A 17,413-nucleotide genomic window follows, 5' to 3' on the forward strand; every position below is an offset into this window, starting at 1 on the left:
CAAGCGTTTTGGTATGTGAATTGAATTGAAGCTGTACGGTGTTTAAGTACACAGAGCAACAAACTGTATGATCGAGCAATCGATCTGTCCTAGTACTACTTGTAGGTGCTACGACTGTTTGGGGTTGTATAGTCAAGTAATTAAGTGCATGTGGTGGATGCCTTGGCAGTCAGAGGCGATGAAAGACGTAATAGCCTGCGATAAGCTCCGGGGAGGCGGCAAATATCCTGTGATCCGGAGATTTCTGAATGGGGAAACCCACCTGTCATAAGGCAGGTATCGTATGATGAATACATAGTCATACGAGGCGAACGAGGGGAAGTGAAACATCTCAGTACCCTTAGGAAAAGAAATCAATTGAGATTCCCTCAGTAGCGGCGAGCGAACGGGGAAAAGCCCATTAAGTCATATAAGTTCTAGTGGAATGCTCTGGGAAGTGCAACCATAGTGGGTGATAGTCCTGTACACGAAAGGGCTTATATGATGATGTCGAGTAGGGCGGGGCACGTGAAACCTTGTCTGAATATGGGGGGACCATCCTCCAAGGCTAAATACTCCTGACTGACCGATAGTGAACCAGTACCGTGAGGGAAAGGCGAAAAGAACCCCTGTGAGGGGAGTGAAATAGATCCTGAAACCGCATGCATACAAGCAGTGGGAGCCGACTTGTTCGGTGACTGCGTACCTTTTGTATAATGGGTCAGCGACTTACATTCAGTAGCGAGGTTAACCGCATAGGGGAGCCGTAGAGAAATCGAGTCTTAATAGGGCGTTTAGTTGCTGGGTGTAGACCCGAAACCGGGTGATCTATCCATGAGCAGGTTGAAGGTTGGGTAACACTAACTGGAGGACCGAACCCACTGTCGTTGAAAAGCCAGGGGATGACTTGTGGATAGGGGTGAAAGGCTAATCAAACTCGGTGATAGCTGGTTCTCCCCGAAAGCTATTTAGGTAGCGCCTCGGACGAATACCATTGGGGGTAGAGCACTGTTTCGGCTAGGGGGTCATCCCGACTTACCAAACCGATGCAAACTCCGAATACCAATGAGTACTATCCGGGAGACAGACTGCGGGTGCTAACGTCCGTAGTCAAGAGGAAAACAATCCAGACCGCCAGCTAAGGCCCCAAAATTATAGTTAAGTGGGAAACGATGTGGGAAGGCATAGACAGCTAGGAGGTTGGCTTAGAAGCAGCCACCCTTTAAAGAAAGCGTAATAGCTCACTAGTCGAGTCGGCCTGCGCGGAAGATGTAACGGGGCTAAAACTATATGCCGAAGCTGCGGATTTGCAATTTATTGCAAGTGGTAGGGGAGCGTTCTGTAAGCCGATGAAGGTGTATTGAGAAGTATGCTGGAGGTATCAGAAGTGCGAATGCTGACGTGAGTAACGACAATGCGAGTGAAAAACTCGCACGCTGAAAGACCAAGGGTTCCAGTCCAACGTTAATCGGGGCTGGGTGAGTCGACCCCTAAGGCGAGGCCGAGAGGCGTAGTCGATGGGAAATTGGTTAATATTCCAATACTTCTATGTAATGCGATGAGAGGACGGAGAAGGTTAAGTCAGCCTGGCGTTGGTTGTCCAGGTGGAAGGTTGTAGGCATGTATCTTAGGCAAATCCGGGGTACTCTATGCTGAGAACTGATAGCAAGCTGTACTTGTACAGTGAAGTGGCTGATACCATGCTTCCAGGAAAAGTCTCTAAGCTTCAGTTACATAGGAATCGTACCCGAAACCGACACAGGTGGTCAGGTCGAGTAGACCAAAGCGCTTGAGAGAACTCTGCTGAAGGAACTAGGCAAAATGGTACCGTAACTTCGGGAGAAGGTACGCTGCCGACGGTGATAGGATTTACTCCTTGAGCTATTGGCAGCCACAGAAACCAGGCCCCTGCAACTGTTTATTAAAAACATAGCACTCTGCAAACACGAAAGTGGACGTATAGGGTGTGATGCCTGCCCGGTGCTGGAAGGTTAATTGATGGGGTTAGCGTAAGCGAAGCTCTTGATCGAAGCCCCAGTAAACGGCGGCCGTAACTATAACGGTCCTAAGGTAGCGAAATTCCTTGTCGGGTAAGTTCCGACCTGCACGAATGGCATAATGATGGGGGCGCTGTCTCCAGCAGAGACTCAGTGAAATCGAATTCGCCGTGAAGATGCGGTGTACCCGCGGCTAGACGGAAAGACCCCGTGAACCTTTACTGCAGCTTGACATTGAACTTTGATCTTACTTGTGTAGGATAGGTGGGAGGCTTTGAAACCGAGACGCTAGTTTCGGTGGAGCCAATCTTGAAATACCACCCTGGTAATATTGAGGTTCTAACTCTGCTCCATTATCTGGAGCGAGGACCATGTCTGGTGGGTAGTTTGACTGGGGCGGTCTCCTCCTAAAGAGTAACGGAGGAGTACGAAGGTGCGCTCAGCGTGGTCGGAAATCACGCGTAGAGTATAAAGGCAAAAGCGCGCTTAACTGCGAGACCCACAAGTCGAGCAGGTACGAAAGTAGGTCTTAGTGATCCGGTGGTTCTGTATGGAAGGGCCATCGCTCAACGGATAAAAGGTACTCTGGGGATAACAGGCTGATACCGCCCAAGAGTTCATATCGACGGCGGTGTTTGGCACCTCGATGTCGGCTCATCTCATCCTGGGGCTGAAGCAGGTCCCAAGGGTATGGCTGTTCGCCATTTAAAGAGGTACGCGAGCTGGGTTTAGAACGTCGTGAGACAGTTCGGTCCCTATCTACCGTGGGCGTTGGAAATTTGAGAGGATCTGCTCCTAGTACGAGAGGACCAGAGTGGACGAACCTCTGGTGTACCGGTTGTGACGCCAGTCGCATCGCCGGGTAGCTATGTTCGGAAGGGATAACCGCTGAAAGCATCTAAGCGGGAAGCCTACCTCAAGATAAGATTTCCCTAGGACTTTATGTCCTCTAAAGAGCCGTTGAAGACTACGACGTTGATAGGTTGGATGTGGAAGCATAGTGATATGTGAAGCTGACCAATACTAATTGCTCGTGAGGCTTGACTATACAACACCCAAACAGTTGGTGTTGTGGTTCAAATCACTGCAAACAACTTGATTTAGTTATAAAGCTAGATACATGAGCGAGGAATAAACAAACATTAATTATGTTTGTCCGAGCGCAAGACATAAAGCTATGCTTTATGTTAAAATCAACTCAAATATACCTGTTAATAACTCATTTGATGAAAGTTAGGCACGAAGAGCACTGCTCTGAGGTTAGACCCAACGAATAGTCATAAACAGTTGTGCTGGCGACAATAGCAAGAGTGAACCACCTGATCCCTTCCCGAACTCAGAAGTGAAACCTCTTAGCGCTGATGGTAGTGTGGAGTTATCCATGTGAGAGTAAGTCATCGCCAGCTCATTAATTCTAAATCCCCCTCCGCTAAGCGCTGAGGGGGATTTTTTTATGCTGAAAAGATTAAAAATAAAAAGAATAGAGCGGAGAATGCGTGTTAAATTATAAAAAAATGCATTTATATAAATTAAAATTATGTGAAATATCTACCATTTATCAGAAATATCAGTATTGCATAATTTTGTTACTTGCATTTTTTAGGGTATACAAAGGAATCGAGGTTAAAATGGCTTTACCATTGTCCGCATCCAAAGTAATCGACTGACAACCTTCGAGATGAATTTCATTCATAAAAGCAGCAACCATAGCTAAAATCGAGCTACTAACTGCCGCAAGTTTAGTACTGTTATAACCATCTCTTTTATAAACATGTGCTAAATCGAAGCCATCTGTGCTACACAGCATGACATAATTGACGCTGCGGACATTCATGAGAACATCTTGAATTTCATTCTTAGCAAAATCAATTAACTCTTTTGGTGCTGAGCGGCTTTGCGCTAAAGTAAACATATAGAACCTCGTTAAGGGTTAATTGGCAATATTTGAGTTGATCTCAATGGATGTAATGAGCGCTTCTAATAATAACAAAACGTCATCTTTCTTCCTTGCATCGATAAAGAAGAGTGGAGAAAAGAGATCATTTTGTAATAACCAGTCTTTATAGATAGTGGTTGATTTGGTTGACTCAGAAAGAAGATCGGTATGTGTAATGCCGATCGCAATATTGTCGGTAAAGTTTTGAAAGGTTTCCAGATAACTTTCTAATTCTTGAATAGGGTTATCTGAATGATGGTCAATCAAAATTACAGCACCAATAGCACCTTTAGTAATGGCAGACCAAATAAAGTCGAAGCGGCTTTGCCCAGGTGTACCATATAGCCCAATGGTCAGGTTTTCATCAAGCGTGATTTCACCATAATCAATACCAACTGTAGTTTCCAATTTGGTATGGCGCTGTGCATCTGTGTTGAAAGCCTCCGTTTGCAGTACAGGAATCTCTGAGAGTGATCGAATCGCCTCTGTCTTACCCGCGCCCATACCACCAGCAAAAACAATTTTAAAGCGTTGTAAAATCATATTATTATCCTATATGCCTAGTTTTTTTCTTAGTTTTCCAAAAAAGCTTTTAATTAATCCTGCTTCTTCTGTAACTTGAGGCATTTCTGGTGGGTTAAAGTGTTTATCCCAAATATTGATTTTTGAGAGATTATGGGTCGCGATATTGGCTGCAATAAAGCGCTGCACAGTTTCAATAGGGAGATTCAACTGCGTTGCAATTTTTGAAATTTTACCACCTTGAATAAAGCAGCTGGAAAGTTGAAAAATGGTTTTCCTGTCCACATTACTTGCTGGCTTAGGCCACATATGGATCTTAAAATGTCCATCTTCAGGTGCAATTTTTTTCAAAAATATGGGTGAATCCCAAAAAAACTGCCATAACCAGTCGCTAAGTATATGGGGTTGCTTGCGTGAGACTTTCATGAAGTTGCTGGTGCTGGCAATGTCATAATCAAAACCAGAATCTGTAAAGGCTTGTTCTCGTTCTGTATTGAGCCAAGCGATATTTTTCTGAATATCAATAATGGCAATGGTGCCCAAAGTATCAAAAAGATGTAGCTTTGAGTTGCGTTCGGTATCCAGCATTTTGCTGAAATATTCTAATTTGTAGTGTGTTTTTTTATTCTGAGTTTCGATAGGAAGGATTTGTTGATTGTCAAAAGAGGGGGGCAGTAGATGTTGAATAATCCAATTCGAGAAGCTTTCAAGATGAGTAATTGGTAAAGAAATTGTGTTTTCGTGGAGTCGGTTTTCGTTATGGGTTTGCTTAGAAATTTTTAGCCATGGGAACTGACGACTTCGAATGATCTTTTGGATCCTTCGGTTTCATAAAAACTTTCATGGATAAATAAACGATCAATAGTTGGGTCAGCAGCGGAGCTCCAGTTAATTTGATACTCTTGAGGAATGAGATTACGTAGCTGTGTTTTAAGTTCGTCAGAATGGTTTGAACTCAGGCCAGTAATCGCAATATTAATATATTGCTTATTCATAGTGTTTCTTTAATTTAATTAGGTTGAAGAGGACAACGCATACAACCCCTTTCCCAAAAGGACGAATAAGGTGATACTGCTTACCTAGTGTAATTAAAATATCTTCGATGGTGTCATTCAAGTTCAATGCTTGTGCAACACGTCGTTTTGAGCGAACGACTTCAGTATTACCTGCAGCCGCGAGTTCTAAATCGATGCTTCCACCGCCTTGAGTTGCTAGGGCCAAACCGCTTTCCCCATCGACCAATGCTGCTGCATAGAATCCATCGATATTTGCTAATGCTTCCAATGACACTTTAGCCATAGTTTTTCTCTTTAATTTTATGAGTTTTGAAATCCTTTTAACTTGTTGTTTCACAATTCGATTTAATTATATGGACGGCGTGAAAAAATTATTAATATAAATAAATGTAACAAAAAAAAGATGAATAAATGTACGATTAAACCCGAGGCTTTTAGTCAGTTTTTGCTATAGATTCTGTGATTAAGTTTGCGTATTTAGAAAAGGAGTGTGAGAAAGCTTATTGTTATTTGAAAAAGTGTTTAATTTATTTGCTATTGCAACAAAATGTAAATTTTATCATTTGGACAAATAAAAGCAAAAAAAGAAATCGATTTTTTTGATTTTTAAAGATGAGATATATAATTATTTTTCATTAAAAAATAAAGGGATGCGCAAAATGAGTGCATCCCTTGGGAATTAGACAAACATTTGACTTGCTGCGCAATAAAGTCCCCATAAAATAACAATAGCCACAGCAGGCTCAATCAGTTTTGCCCATGTTGGCGTTGGATTTTGCTCTACTACCTGTGTGTGTAGCTGATCTGAGTGGTCAGTTGCGTGTTGATTTACCATTTGATTAAACTCCTTCATCGTCTCTTCTAATGATAGCTCTTCTTCAGGCTTTGGTTTAGAGCCAATCAGTTCTGTTAGCTCACTTGTTGTCCAAACCCAGTCATCAGCCAGACCAGAGAGGTGCTCGATTTGACCGACAAGCAGCTCACGAATTCCATGTTCGCCAAAGTTTCCCGTGACATCAAGTTGTTTGAGTTCAGCAAACTGAAGACCCAACATTGTAGTCAAGCTATGTTCTAAGTCTGCCTTCGCTAACTGTGATTCATTTTGCGGAGACGTGGTGAGATGCCTTGCAAGTTCTTGAATATAGAGATGATCCTGAGTTTGAATCTCTTGATAGAGCTTGGTGCCATCTTGACGCATCAAAGTGATGAGTTTTCCAAGGGAGAGGGTGTTGGCCTCAGACAGATATTGAAGTCGCTCCTCATCTGAATATTGACTCAGAAGCTCAGGCTTTTGAATTTTAATCTGCTCTGCAAAATATTGTACTAAATCAAAAGCCATATAATTACTCCATTTTATTAATCTAATAACCTTAAACTTGGTTTTTTCTTAGCGGGTTCAGTTTTTTCTTCATTGTCTGATTTTAAAGCATTTTGCTCACTTTGGGTATGATTGTCATACTCACTTGGATCGAAGAACAAGCCCTGTCCATTTTCACGGGCATAAATGCCTATCACAGCATTAAATGGGACATAAATATCACGAGATACGCCACCAAAACGTGCAGAGAAGGTAATCGCATCGTTGCTCATATGTAGCGCATGTACGGCATGAGGGACGATGTTTAAGACAATTTGGCCATCTTGAATAAACTGTTCAGGAACGAGAGTATTGGGCTGGGTTGCATCGACCAATAAATGCGGTGTCAGTTGGTTATCACAAATCCATTCATAAATGGCGCGAGCTAAATATGGACGAGTCGGCGTAAGGTTTAATTCTTGATCAGACATAATGTTCTCTACGGCTGTTTAAATTCAGATTGATAATGGTTTTTCTCCTGCAAAGTTAAAGACTTTAAAAATGCAGGACGACTAAAAATACGTTGACAATATAAATAGATTGGGCGGCATTGCTGTTTCGGTAAATGCACGCCCATGCTGTTTAAGCGTAGAAAGATAGGCGCAAGCATGCAATCTAAAATACTAAAGCTTTCCGACATGAAATAGGGGAAATGCTGGAACAATGGTGTTAAGGAAATGAGTGTATCTTTCAGTTTTTTTTGTGCTTTCAGTTTTGCTTGTTCATCAAGTGTATCCGGATGGCGTAACATCATATCGGCAAGTTTTAACCAATCTTGTTCAAAGCGCCAAATGTACTGACGCTGTTCCGCGCGAGGCATAGGCGCGTCGGCATAGAGCTTGTTTTGACGATAACGATCGTCTAAATACTCAGAGATGATATTGGCATTAAATAGTTTTAAATCATTTTCAATCAACATGGGCAGTTGATTATAAGGGTTTAAGCTGGCGAGATCTTCATCATCTGCATCACTTAAAACCAGATGGTATTTGATTTGCTTCTCTGCAAGTACATAACGAATCCAGTGGGAGCGAAAATCATCTGCATGGCTATACAGCGTAATTCCTTGAAGCGGAGTAGTTTCGACAGACATATTTCAAGAAACTAGGTGAAGTGAATCGGTTAGAATACTAAAAATAGCCAATAAAATCATCTTAACTTTAATATGCTTATACAATCGAACAACTTGGAATAAATGAAAAATAAGGATAGAACTATGCAGCTTAGGCTCAGAATCACCCAATCGATTGCAGTTATTATACTAATGACTTCCATCTCAAGTAGTTATGCTCAAAATCAAGATGCAGCCGAACAGGTAGATGTAGCGCAGCAGACTGCTGAATATGCAGCTTGTATTGCCGATGAAGCCTGTGATGTTGCTACTTCTGTATCTGAGGATGAGATGTATGGCGGCATTCAGCAAGAATATACAGTAAAAGGCTGTAAGGTCACTGTTTATAATGATGGGCCTGTGAAAATGGTCGATGAGAAAACCGACGAGCCATGTAATGCACCACTTCCCAAAGATCATCAATTTTCAAAATAAGCTGGAATATGTAACTACAGGGATGTAGTGCGAATAAAGCCAGAAGCATAGACTTAAAACTTGAAAATCACGTATAAAAAAGCCTTGGATAAACCAAGGCTTTTTTGTCCGATTCGGTAAACGAATTAACGTTTAGAGAATTGAGGACGTTTACGAGCTTTACGTAAACCAAGTTTCTTACGTTCAACTTCACGAGCATCACGAGTAACGAAACCAGCTTGACGAAGAGCAGGTTTAAGTGTTTCGTCAGAAGCGATCAACGCACGAGTAATACCGTGACGGATAGCGCCAGCTTGACCACCGATACCACCACCAGCAACAGTGATGTAAAGGTCATACTTTTCAGTAACTTCAAGAAGCTCTAAAGGTTGACGAACAACCATACGAGCAGTTTCACGACCGAAGTATTGCTCAAGAGTACGGTTGTTAATTACGAGCTTGCCTGTACCAGCTGACAAGAAAACACGTGCAGTTGCGGTCTTACGGCGACCTGTACCATAATTAGTAGCCATGTGCTGTATCCCTTAGATGTCCAAAACTTGTGGCTGTTGAGCAGCGTGTGGATGCTCTGTACCTGCATACACTTTCATTTTCTTGATCATTGCATAACCAAGAGGACCTTTTGGTAACATACCTTTAACAGCTTTTTCTAAAACTGCTTCAGGTTTGTGAGCGATTAACTTTTCAAAGTTAGTCTCACGGATACCACCAGGGAAGCCAGTGTGGCGATAGTATTTTTTATCAAGCGCTTTTTTACCAGTCACTTGAATTTCTTCAGCATTGATTACAACGATATAATCGCCAGTGTCAACGTGAGGAGTATAAGAAGTCTTGTGCTTACCACGTAGACGACGAGCGATTTCAGTCGCAAGGCGACCTAAAGTTTTGCCAGAAGCATCAACAACGTACCAGTCGTGTTGAACTTCAGCAGGCTTAGCGCTGAGAGTTTTCATTAAACCACTACCTATTATAGTTGGTTTGGACTATGGAATCTGTCCAAACAAAAGGAGACGCGATTCTAAACGAAGTTGCTCAGAATCACAAATGAAAATATAAAATTTCAAGAGCCGTATTTTAAGGTATTTCCCTACATAAAGGAAGAGATCAAAGTTTATTCTTTTTAAAAAACCACAAAAGAGTTCAAACTTTAAAAAAATGGGGAACAGCGATATTGAACTTTATGACTTCACTGAATGAAATGCAGGATTATCACCATAGAACCATTTTAAATTAACGGACAGTGCAGCAGTTACGACTCGCAATTTCTTTGCTCATGTTTGATGTGTTTGAGGCTTTATTTTTTTCTTTGAAAGTTGATGGAATGTGAAAACAGGATAAGTGAGGATTTAAATATAAAAGAATAGGTTCAAGTTGAGTACGGTGAATGCGGAGATACTGGGTGAGACGTTGTATAATAGTCAAAACGCATTTTATTTGAGTTGATCATGCTGCCTTTATATGTCACCAGTGGTGAACCTGCTGGGATTGGTCCAGATATTTGTTTAAGCCTTGCTGCTCGTATAGATGAGCGTCCGATCGTGGTCCTTGGTGATATGAACTTGCTACGTACACGTGCAGCATGTTTGGGATTGGACATTGAACTGATTGAATATTCAGGGCAAGAAGCATCATCAACTCAGGGTCAACTTTATGTTGAGCATGTGCCTTTAAGCAAAGCTGTTGTAATGGGTGAGCTCAATCCTGAAAATGCGCCTTATGTCTTAGAGCAGCTACGACGTTCGGCCGATTATGCTATGTCCGGTAAAAGTGTAGGTGTTGCAACTGCTCCTGTACAAAAGTCAGTCATCAATGATGCTGGGATTCACTTTAGTGGACATACCGAATACTACCAAGAGTTTGCTGGGGTTGAATGTGTGGTGATGATGCTCGCAACCAAGACCTTGCGTGTCGCGCTGGCTACTACACATTTGCCATTAAGAGCAGTACCCGATGCGATTACCAAAGAGCGATTGCATCAAGTCATTGATATTTTAACTCAGGACTTAAAAAGCAAATTTAAAAAAGAGCATCCCCACATTTTAGTGTGTGGCCTAAATCCACATGCTGGGGAGGATGGTTATTTGGGCATGGAAGAAATTGAGGTGATTAACCCTGTGCTGGAAAGCTACCGTGCTCAAGGCATAAATATGAGTCTGAGCCTACCTGCCGATACCTTATTCACCCCAGAAAACTTAAAAGATGCCGATGCTGTTTTGGCGATGTATCACGATCAGGGCTTACCTGTGTTAAAATCGCAAGGGTTTGGTGAAGCCATTAATATTACTTTGGGCTTACCGTTTATTCGTACCTCAGTTGATCATGGCACAGCTCTCTCCCTCGCAGGCACAGGTCTTGCGAAAAGCTCAAGCTTACAGGTCGCTGTTGATTTAGCGTTAGAATTAGCTCGTCACTAATGTTCAGTGACTAACTCACGTTGGAAAATTTTATGTATCAAATTAATGCCTTAAACCCTAAAGATGAAGGGCACCATACGCGGAAGCGTTTTGGGCAAAACTTCTTACATGACCAACGTGTGATTGCCAAGATTGTACGTTCAGTTGCACCACGTTCAGGTGATAACATTGTGGAAATTGGGCCGGGTTTGGCAGCCTTAACTTCTCCGTTGATTGGTGAGTGTGACGCACTTACGGTGGTCGAATTAGACCGTGATTTGGCGGCAGGTTTGCCGGGGCGTGTGCCACATCCTGAACGTTTAACCATTATTGAAACCGATGCACTGAAGTACGACTTCACCAATTTATTTGAAGATGGTCGTCCTTTACGGGTTGTGGGTAATTTGCCGTATAACATCTCAACGCCACTTTTGTTTCACCTTTTGGAGTTTGGTGACAAAGTTAAAGACATGCACTTTATGCTACAAAAAGAAGTGGTTGATCGTATTACGGCTTCTCCAAATAGCAAAGAGTATGGTCGTTTGTCGGTGATGATTCAGTATTTCTGTAAACCGACGTTCTTGTTTGAAGTGCCACCGGGTTCATTTAACCCACCACCCAAAGTGACTTCTGCGGTGTTCCGTTTAGAGCCGTATGCGGTTAAGCCGATTGTGGCAAAAAATGAAAAAGCCTTGGCACGTTTGGTCTCGCATGTCTTTACTCAGCGTCGTAAAACTTTGCGTAATAGCTTAAAAGGCATGTTGGTTGAAGATGGTTTTGAACAAGCAGGTGTTGATCCGATGGCGCGTCCAGAGACTTTAACACTGGCTCAATTTGTGGCATTAGCAGATCAAATGGTGGCTTAAGATGGCAGGTGCAGAGATTCGATACAATTATGTCATTGGTGATGTGCAGGGTTGTTTTGAAGCACTAAAAGCTTTGTTAAAGACCATACAGTTTGATCCTGACCAAGATTTTATTTGGTTTGCAGGGGATTTGGTTGCCCGTGGTGAAAACTCATTGGGTGCTTTACGCTTTATTAAAAAATTAGTAGAGCGTAATGCGGCTGCAACAGTTTTAGGCAATCATGATTTAACTTTGCTGGCGGCTGCACGTGGCATTAAAGCAATCAAAGACAAAGATAACATTCGTGATGTGATTGATGCGATTGATAGTGATGATTTGATTGATTGGCTACGGAAACAACCCTTGTGTGTGTTTCCGAACGCAACCACGGTTCTGACGCATGCAGGCATTCCAACCAATTGGACAGCAGAACAAACTGCTGCTTTAGCCGCAGAAGTTGAGGCGGTCATTGCAGCAGATGATTTTGATGTTGTCGATGCCTTTTTAAAAGAAATGTATGGCAAAGAGCCCACCTTATGGTCGGATGAACTGACGGGGCATGCGCGTTTACGTTGTATCGTAAATTATTTGACTCGTATGCGTTTAACCGATAGTGCTGGGCGTTTGGAGTTTAGTTTTAAAGACTCGCTCAACGACCCGATGCCTGAAGGCTTCAAACCATGGTTTGAATTTGCTTCGCAAGCGGCACAAACCCATAAAGTTGTGTTTGGTCACTGGGCAGCTTTACAAGGTAAAACCATTTCGGACTCGATTCAAAATGTAGATGGCGGTTGTGTTTGGGGACATCAATTAATGGCTTATCGTCTAGAAGATGAGACCTTATTTGCCGTTGATAATCCAGTTCAATAGCACATGCATTAAAAAAGCCACGAACTTCGTGGCTTTTTTATTCTTAGTCGATTCTTAACCAGGTTTGGTTACGACCTAAAGCAGAAACACCGATGTAAGCACGTAGCGAAAGACGCTTTCCTGTGGCATTCAGTTTCATTTTCGCATCATAAAGTTTGCCAGACAGCGGATCAATCACACGACCTTTTTCATAGTTATTGGTGCCGTCGACATGTTTTAAGCCTTTAATAATGTCCATACCCAAAATTGGTTTATTGGTATATGGCGTAGGGCAATTCACACAAGTTTCTTTTGGCGTATAACCTGGGCGTGGTGTAATTTTTACAATTTTTCCAGTGTAAGTATTATTCGATTCTTTACGAATTTCGATAATGGCTTTTGGTGAACCTGATTTATCATCAATTTGTTGCCATGTCCCTGTTAAGTCCTGTGCAAATGCTCCCCCGCAAAGCATGGACAATGTTAATCCCGCGATAAAAAACTTACTTTTCATATAAGGTTCTCTATAGTTTCACAAAAAGATATCCAAGACACAGAAAAATAAACAGTTTGCACAAGGCAAACTGTTTTGTGTTTAGATATGAATTAGGCAGTTGCCTTTAAAAAATGAAAAATCATACACGCTTAGCTGAAACACTTTTATTCATTGAATTTGAAACAATCAGACTAAGTTTGGAGCAATGTATAAGTGACTCAGTAGTGGTCTACAAAATCTAAAATGAATCGATCAAGTGATTGCGTAGACCAGGCCTGTTCAGTAATAAGAACCTAGATTATTCTCGAATCCAAGTTTGGCTGCGACCTAGAGCCGATATGCCCACGTATCCTCGCAAGGTTAAGCGTTTGCCATTCGAACTGAGTTTTGCTTTACAACTATAAATATTACCAGACAGTGGATCAATGATTTTTCCACCCGTGTAATTGGTATCACCGCTGTGTTTCAAACCTTTCATCACATCCATGCCTAAAATAGGCTTATTGGTATACGGCGCAGGGCAATTAATACAAGTTTCTTTTGGTGTATAACCCGGACGAGGCGTTACTTTAACGATCTTAGCGGTATATGTCCCATTTGATTCTTGGCGAATATCAAGGATGGCTTTTGACGACCCAGTTTTGTCATCAATATTTTTCCAAGTGCCGCTAATATCTTCAGCGAAAGCTGTACTACCCATAACGGTTGTAGCGAATGCGATTGCAAGTGTCAATTTGCTCATGAACAAAATCCTTTTATCATTTAATCAACGACAAACTCATCTTAAGTCGATTTTTTAAACAATACAATTGTTTATGTGAGGAACATATCACATTTTTTGCAAGTATAGAATAAACAAAGGTAACCAGATTGCTGTAAATACCGCATTGACAGCCATTCCAAAGGCTGCGTAACGTCCAGCAATACTTCCCCGTTGCCATGCTTGAGCTGTACCGATGGCATGAGCTGCAAGACCTAGCGCTAAGCCCGATGCTCGTTCGTCATTAATGTGTTTGAGGATCAGTGGTGAAAATGCAGCACCAATCACACCGGATAAAATCACGATTAAAATGGCCAGACTCACAGGGGCTTGTAGCAGTGTTGCAATGTTAATTGCGATAGGCGTTGTGACTGCGCGTGTGGCAAATGCCATAATGGTAGGGTCAGACAAATGTAATAGATAAGCCAGGCCCATCGGCAGTCCGACCGCACTGATACTGGCAAAGACCAAAATGCCCACCACGGCTTTGAGGGGGAGGTCGTCATAGCGCATGGCAGCCAATGGAATAGCCAATGCGACTGTGACATAACCGAGCAGATGGTTAAACACTGGATTTACCTGTGCCATATATTGCTCATACGGAATGTTTAACAACAACAGCAGGGCAATCACAAAGCACATGCCAAAAACAATCACTGGAATTTGTGGCAGTTTTTTGTTGAGTGGCTTTGCCAGTAAGTAGGCAACGAGGGTTAGGAAAAAACCGAAAATAATGGGAATCATGTGCACACTCCTAAAGCCATTTCTTAGACATTTTTGCGTAAACCCACAGTGGAATTAGTGTGCTGACAAACAGCACCACCAAAAACATTGGGATTTCACTGCCTAAATGCGTCATCATTAACAGGGAGCCTGCACTGATAGGTAGAAAAGCAAAGGCACTTTCTTTCATGATTTTATTGTTGGTATCCACCAAACGTGCTGGAATTTTATGAAATTTTCTCCAACCCAAAAGGACGATTAATAAACTAATCAGTCCAATTAAATTGCCCAGTTCAGGATGTCCAAAACGTCCAGTGATCCACACAGCCGCCTCACGAAAGATGATGATCAGGGCAACCGTGCCGATCCATGCTTTCCAATCAACAGTTTTTATCCATTCCATTTTGTTCTGTCATTAACATTTTACTTATCACGTTTTAACCGATTTAGCTTTTGATTTCAAATTCTTCGAGTTCACGATGAAATTGTTTTGCTTTCAAACCTAAAATTTCATCAATCGGTAAATGTGCTTGTTTGATCAATTGTTCAAGTTTATGTGGCGCAATATACACTTGTAGGTGTAGGTTGCCCTCATCATCATAATTTTCAGATTGAATCACATTTAGGGCGTACAGTTGATTACGCAATTTGCCATAGGCAGGTTTGAGTAGGACGTCAAAGTTTTGAATTTGGCCCATCAAGCACTCTTGGACCGCTTGGCGTAGTAGATCAAATCCTTCGCCTGTATGTGCTGAGACATAGACACGCTCAGGTACATTGGGTTTAGCGTAAATGATTTTGGCTTGTTCGCCACTTTGATCGATCTTGTTATACACCCGTAGGATTGGAATATCTGCGCCAATTTCTTTGAGCACTTTTTCAACAGCTTCAATTTGTTCCATATGGTCTGGACTGCTCGAATCAATCACATGCAACAGCAAACTGGCTTCTAATGTTTCCTCTAGCGTCGCTTTAAACGATTCCACTAAAGCATGCGCAAGATTACGCACAAAACCAACCGTATCGGCTAGGACCAGTGGGCCAATACCATCCCATTCCAAACGTCTTAAGGTTGGATCTAAGGTTGCAAATAACTGATCTGCGGCATAAACATCAGATTTGGCTAGGGTGTTAAACAGGGTCGATTTGCCCGCATTGGTATAACCAACCAAAGAAACGGTTGGAATCGCGGCTTTTTGACGTGCAGCACGGCCTTGGATACGGGTCTGACGGACTTTTTCTAATTTATCTTTAAGTTGTCCAACACGGACACGGAGTAAACGACGGTCAGTTTCGAGTTGCGTTTCACCTGGACCACGGAGTCCAATCCCGCCTTTTTGGCTATCGAGGCTAATGCCTGTACCGACCAGTCGAGAAGACAAGTGATCCAATTGAGCCAATTCGACTTGAAGTTTACCTTCATGGGTACGGGCACGTTGTGCAAAGATATCCAAAATAAGGCGTGTACGGTCAATGACCCGGCACTTAATAATACGACTCAGGTTACGTTCCTGACTGGGTGTTAGGGCATGGTCAATAATCACCAGCGTGGCTTCAAGCTCCTCAACGCGAGCAGCAATTTCCTCTGCTTTGCCTGAACCAATGAAATATTTAGCATCGGGTTTGAATCTTTGAGCGTGAACATGCTCCAGAATTTCTGCACCTGCCGACTTAGCAAGCAAACGAAATTCTTCTGCATCAAGGTCTTCCAGAATATGGATGGCAACACTGACTAAAATGGTTTTTTCGCCACCTTGCTTCTGCTCAAAATATTCCACTAAATTCGATCTCACATTGAAAACTCTAGTGTAGATGAATTTGCTGAGATTGAGCGAAATAGTTATGCCGTTGCCTTACATTGAGCGAAATAAGTGAACCAAAAGCAGTAAGGTGCCAAAGTATAAAATACTGAGCCCTATAATAAATTTCAGTGCCTGAACAGGATTTAACGGCGGAGCTGGAGGATTTACGTGGTCGTTCATATACACACCATGTTTTAGTATTTCGATTGATTTATTTTAATTAATTTGTTTAAGCGATTAAAATTGAAAATAATCATCTGGGCCTTCGGTTTTTATGATCAATGCAAGTTGCTCAAGATCAGTATAGAATGAGCCGAAATCAATGATTAAATGTTGAATGAAGCTGTGCCAAGTGAACCGTCTATGCAATCGAATACTGAAATAAAAACAACATCAATAAAAGGTGTCTCTAAGCTTTTTCTGTATGGTAAAAAGCTGGCTTCAGGGCTTGGCGCCGTGTCCGAAGGGTTTTATTTGGTCTATCGACATGGCTTGTATAAAGACATTAACAATCCACAAAATACCCGTTACGTGCAGTATTTCTGTCGTCGACTGTGCAAGGTTTTTAACATTGATGTGCATGTCCACGGGGATATTCCACGTAAGCCTGCACTTTGGGTCAGCAATCATATTTCGTGGTTAGATGTCGCGGTTTTAGGTTCAGGCGCACGAGTTTTCTTTTTGGCCAAGGCTGAAATTGAAAAATGGCCTGTGTTTGGCAAGCTGGCAAAAAGTGGTGGAACTTTGTTTATTCAACGTGGTTCAGGCGATTCCATCAAAATTCGAGAGCAAATTACAGCGTTTTTAAAACAAGATATTCCTGTGTTGTTTTTCCCGGAAGCGACCACGACCGATGGTTCTAAAGTGAAAAAGGTTCATGGACGTATATTAGGCGCAGCAATTGAGGCCCAGCGTGATGTGCAAATTTGTTTGATTTGCTATGTGAATCAACAGGGCGGACTTGACCAAGTCTCTCCGTTTATCGGTAATATTAGTTTTGCCGAGCATGTTAAAAAAGTACTAGAAATGCCACAAGTCACGGCACATTTAGTTGCGCTCCCAGCCATTTGTACAGCAGGACATACGGTTGAGAGTTTAACGGCACTGGTCCAACAAAAAATGGTGCAAGGTTTGGCTGATTTACATCACAAAGTTTTGAAGTCCCAACCTAACATGCAACAAGCTTGAAGG

General features: G+C 42.2%; 20 protein-coding genes and 2 rRNA genes. 7 read left to right on the plus strand and 15 right to left on the minus strand.

The features are described from left to right. The first annotated feature begins 130 nt into the window (after positions 1-130). Together ACSC9N_RS03100 and rrf are read left to right on the plus strand one after the other, a co-directional pair. A 23S ribosomal RNA gene (locus ACSC9N_RS03100) occupies positions 131-3,024 on the plus strand. 243 nt (positions 3,025-3,267) lie between these two features. Next, positions 3,268-3,382 (plus strand): 5S ribosomal RNA (gene rrf, locus ACSC9N_RS03105). 161 nt (positions 3,383-3,543) lie between these two features. Here rrf and ACSC9N_RS03110 read toward each other — a convergent pair. The 8 genes from ACSC9N_RS03110 to ACSC9N_RS03145 form a co-directional block, all read right to left on the minus strand. Next, positions 3,544-3,888, minus strand: a complete 345-nt coding sequence (locus ACSC9N_RS03110) for a roadblock/LC7 domain-containing protein (RefSeq protein ID WP_010327465.1) — start codon at positions 3,886-3,888, stop codon at positions 3,544-3,546. Between the two features lie 18 nt (positions 3,889-3,906). After that, the gene (locus ACSC9N_RS03115) at positions 3,907-4,455 is read right to left on the minus strand and encodes a GTP-binding protein (protein WP_004695077.1); all 549 of its coding nucleotides are present in this window, start codon (positions 4,453-4,455) and stop codon (positions 3,907-3,909) included. 9 nt (positions 4,456-4,464) lie between these two features. Next, positions 4,465-5,022, minus strand: coding sequence for a hypothetical protein (locus ACSC9N_RS03120; RefSeq protein WP_228127582.1), 558 nt, complete (start codon positions 5,020-5,022; stop codon positions 4,465-4,467). 191 nt (positions 5,023-5,213) lie between these two features. Next, positions 5,214-5,429, minus strand: a complete 216-nt coding sequence (locus ACSC9N_RS03125) for a hypothetical protein (RefSeq protein ID WP_224216478.1) — start codon at positions 5,427-5,429, stop codon at positions 5,214-5,216. Continuing rightward, entirely contained in the window at positions 5,422-5,733 is a 312-nt protein-coding gene (locus tag ACSC9N_RS03130) for a roadblock/LC7 domain-containing protein (RefSeq protein ID WP_010327464.1), read from the minus strand. The genes ACSC9N_RS03125 and ACSC9N_RS03130 overlap by 8 nt, the downstream gene beginning before the upstream one ends. A 396-nt stretch (positions 5,734-6,129) precedes the next feature. Then, on the minus strand, positions 6,130-6,789 hold the full coding sequence (locus tag ACSC9N_RS03135) for a hypothetical protein (RefSeq protein WP_010327463.1): 660 nt from the start codon (positions 6,787-6,789) through the stop codon (positions 6,130-6,132). A gap of 17 nt (positions 6,790-6,806) precedes the next feature. Beyond that, a complete protein-coding gene (locus ACSC9N_RS03140) occupies positions 6,807-7,238 on the minus strand; it encodes a ClpXP protease specificity-enhancing factor (protein ID WP_010327462.1) in 432 nt (143 codons plus the stop codon). An 8-nt stretch (positions 7,239-7,246) separates the two neighbouring features. Further along, positions 7,247-7,900: a glutathione S-transferase N-terminal domain-containing protein gene (locus tag ACSC9N_RS03145; protein WP_004695093.1), complete on the minus strand. Its 654-nt coding sequence runs from the start codon at positions 7,898-7,900 to the stop codon at positions 7,247-7,249. A 123-nt stretch (positions 7,901-8,023) separates the two neighbouring features. On the opposite strand from ACSC9N_RS03145, the gene ACSC9N_RS03150 reads away from it, so the two are divergent. Continuing rightward, complete coding sequence (locus tag ACSC9N_RS03150) at positions 8,024-8,353, plus strand: hypothetical protein (protein WP_029575104.1); 330 nt, start codon at positions 8,024-8,026, stop codon at positions 8,351-8,353. A 125-nt stretch (positions 8,354-8,478) separates the two neighbouring features. On the opposite strand, the gene rpsI is transcribed toward ACSC9N_RS03150, so the two are convergent. Together rpsI and rplM are read right to left on the minus strand one after the other, a co-directional pair. Continuing rightward, on the minus strand, positions 8,479-8,865 hold the full coding sequence (rpsI, locus tag ACSC9N_RS03155; protein ID WP_004695095.1) for a 30S ribosomal protein S9: 387 nt from the start codon (positions 8,863-8,865) through the stop codon (positions 8,479-8,481). A gap of 12 nt (positions 8,866-8,877) precedes the next feature. Further along, positions 8,878-9,306 (minus strand): 50S ribosomal protein L13, encoded by a 429-nt coding sequence (rplM, locus tag ACSC9N_RS03160; RefSeq protein WP_004695096.1) that lies wholly within the window; start codon positions 9,304-9,306, stop codon positions 8,878-8,880. Between the two features lie 492 nt (positions 9,307-9,798). On the opposite strand from rplM, the gene pdxA reads away from it, so the two are divergent. Genes pdxA through ACSC9N_RS03175 form a run of 3 tightly spaced genes read left to right on the plus strand, consistent with a single transcriptional unit; the run spans position 9,799 to position 12,462 of the window. Beyond that, complete coding sequence (pdxA, locus tag ACSC9N_RS03165) at positions 9,799-10,767, plus strand: 4-hydroxythreonine-4-phosphate dehydrogenase PdxA (RefSeq protein WP_010327460.1); 969 nt, start codon at positions 9,799-9,801, stop codon at positions 10,765-10,767. 32 nt (positions 10,768-10,799) lie between these two features. Further along, positions 10,800-11,612, plus strand: a complete 813-nt coding sequence (gene rsmA, locus ACSC9N_RS03170; RefSeq protein WP_004695098.1) for a 16S rRNA (adenine(1518)-N(6)/adenine(1519)-N(6))-dimethyltransferase RsmA — start codon at positions 10,800-10,802, stop codon at positions 11,610-11,612. 1 nt (position 11,613) lies between these two features. Further along, complete coding sequence (locus ACSC9N_RS03175; RefSeq protein ID WP_004695099.1) at positions 11,614-12,462, plus strand: symmetrical bis(5'-nucleosyl)-tetraphosphatase; 849 nt, start codon at positions 11,614-11,616, stop codon at positions 12,460-12,462. A gap of 43 nt (positions 12,463-12,505) precedes the next feature. On the opposite strand, the gene ACSC9N_RS03180 is transcribed toward ACSC9N_RS03175, so the two are convergent. From ACSC9N_RS03180 to hflX, 5 genes are all read right to left on the minus strand, one after another. Then, positions 12,506-12,955, minus strand: coding sequence for a DUF2147 domain-containing protein (locus ACSC9N_RS03180; protein ID WP_004695101.1), 450 nt, complete (start codon positions 12,953-12,955; stop codon positions 12,506-12,508). 280 nt (positions 12,956-13,235) lie between these two features. Next, positions 13,236-13,679 (minus strand): DUF2147 domain-containing protein, encoded by a 444-nt coding sequence (locus ACSC9N_RS03185; RefSeq protein ID WP_010327459.1) that lies wholly within the window; start codon positions 13,677-13,679, stop codon positions 13,236-13,238. 87 nt (positions 13,680-13,766) lie between these two features. Beyond that, entirely contained in the window at positions 13,767-14,441 is a 675-nt protein-coding gene (locus ACSC9N_RS03190) for an LrgB family protein (RefSeq protein ID WP_004695104.1), read from the minus strand. A gap of 10 nt (positions 14,442-14,451) precedes the next feature. Beyond that, positions 14,452-14,823, minus strand: a complete 372-nt coding sequence (locus ACSC9N_RS03195) for a hypothetical protein (RefSeq protein ID WP_004695106.1) — start codon at positions 14,821-14,823, stop codon at positions 14,452-14,454. 43 nt (positions 14,824-14,866) lie between these two features. After that, entirely contained in the window at positions 14,867-16,198 is a 1,332-nt protein-coding gene (gene hflX / locus ACSC9N_RS03200; RefSeq protein ID WP_395475267.1) for a ribosome rescue GTPase HflX, read from the minus strand. A 387-nt stretch (positions 16,199-16,585) separates the two neighbouring features. Between hflX and ACSC9N_RS03205 the strand changes: the two genes are divergently transcribed. Beyond that, on the plus strand, positions 16,586-17,410 hold the full coding sequence (locus tag ACSC9N_RS03205) for a lysophospholipid acyltransferase family protein (RefSeq protein WP_029575103.1): 825 nt from the start codon (positions 16,586-16,588) through the stop codon (positions 17,408-17,410). Positions 17,411-17,413 lie beyond the last annotated feature (3 nt).

Source organism: Acinetobacter sp. PC34, assembly GCF_051789135.1.
In the GTDB taxonomy this organism is placed as follows: domain Bacteria; phylum Pseudomonadota; class Gammaproteobacteria; order Pseudomonadales; family Moraxellaceae; genus Acinetobacter; species Acinetobacter johnsonii.

Excerpts from the sequence above, each read along its gene's own strand:
- ACSC9N_RS03110 (WP_010327465.1), bottom strand. The coding sequence starts at position 3,888 with ATGTTTACTTTAGCGCAAAGCCGCTCAGCACCAAAAGAGTTAATTGAT.
- ACSC9N_RS03115 (WP_004695077.1), bottom strand. The coding sequence starts at position 4,455 with ATGATTTTACAACGCTTTAAAATTGTTTTTGCTGGTGGTATGGGCGCG.
- ACSC9N_RS03120 (WP_228127582.1), bottom strand. The coding sequence starts at position 5,022 with ATGCTGGATACCGAACGCAACTCAAAGCTACATCTTTTTGATACTTTG.
- ACSC9N_RS03125 (WP_224216478.1), bottom strand. The coding sequence starts at position 5,429 with ATGAATAAGCAATATATTAATATTGCGATTACTGGCCTGAGTTCAAAC.
- ACSC9N_RS03130 (WP_010327464.1), bottom strand. The coding sequence starts at position 5,733 with ATGGCTAAAGTGTCATTGGAAGCATTAGCAAATATCGATGGATTCTAT.
- ACSC9N_RS03135 (WP_010327463.1), bottom strand. The coding sequence starts at position 6,789 with ATGGCTTTTGATTTAGTACAATATTTTGCAGAGCAGATTAAAATTCAA.
- ACSC9N_RS03140 (WP_010327462.1), bottom strand. The coding sequence starts at position 7,238 with ATGTCTGATCAAGAATTAAACCTTACGCCGACTCGTCCATATTTAGCT.
- ACSC9N_RS03145 (WP_004695093.1), bottom strand. The coding sequence starts at position 7,900 with ATGTCTGTCGAAACTACTCCGCTTCAAGGAATTACGCTGTATAGCCAT.
- ACSC9N_RS03150 (WP_029575104.1), top strand. The coding sequence starts at position 8,024 with ATGCAGCTTAGGCTCAGAATCACCCAATCGATTGCAGTTATTATACTA.
- rpsI (WP_004695095.1), bottom strand. The coding sequence starts at position 8,865 with ATGGCTACTAATTATGGTACAGGTCGCCGTAAGACCGCAACTGCACGT.
- rplM (WP_004695096.1), bottom strand. The coding sequence starts at position 9,306 with ATGAAAACTCTCAGCGCTAAGCCTGCTGAAGTTCAACACGACTGGTAC.
- pdxA (WP_010327460.1), top strand. The coding sequence starts at position 9,799 with ATGCTGCCTTTATATGTCACCAGTGGTGAACCTGCTGGGATTGGTCCA.
- rsmA (WP_004695098.1), top strand. The coding sequence starts at position 10,800 with ATGTATCAAATTAATGCCTTAAACCCTAAAGATGAAGGGCACCATACG.
- ACSC9N_RS03175 (WP_004695099.1), top strand. The coding sequence starts at position 11,614 with ATGGCAGGTGCAGAGATTCGATACAATTATGTCATTGGTGATGTGCAG.
- ACSC9N_RS03180 (WP_004695101.1), bottom strand. The coding sequence starts at position 12,955 with ATGAAAAGTAAGTTTTTTATCGCGGGATTAACATTGTCCATGCTTTGC.
- ACSC9N_RS03185 (WP_010327459.1), bottom strand. The coding sequence starts at position 13,679 with ATGAGCAAATTGACACTTGCAATCGCATTCGCTACAACCGTTATGGGT.
- ACSC9N_RS03190 (WP_004695104.1), bottom strand. The coding sequence starts at position 14,441 with ATGATTCCCATTATTTTCGGTTTTTTCCTAACCCTCGTTGCCTACTTA.
- ACSC9N_RS03195 (WP_004695106.1), bottom strand. The coding sequence starts at position 14,823 with ATGGAATGGATAAAAACTGTTGATTGGAAAGCATGGATCGGCACGGTT.
- ACSC9N_RS03205 (WP_029575103.1), top strand. The coding sequence starts at position 16,586 with ATGCAATCGAATACTGAAATAAAAACAACATCAATAAAAGGTGTCTCT.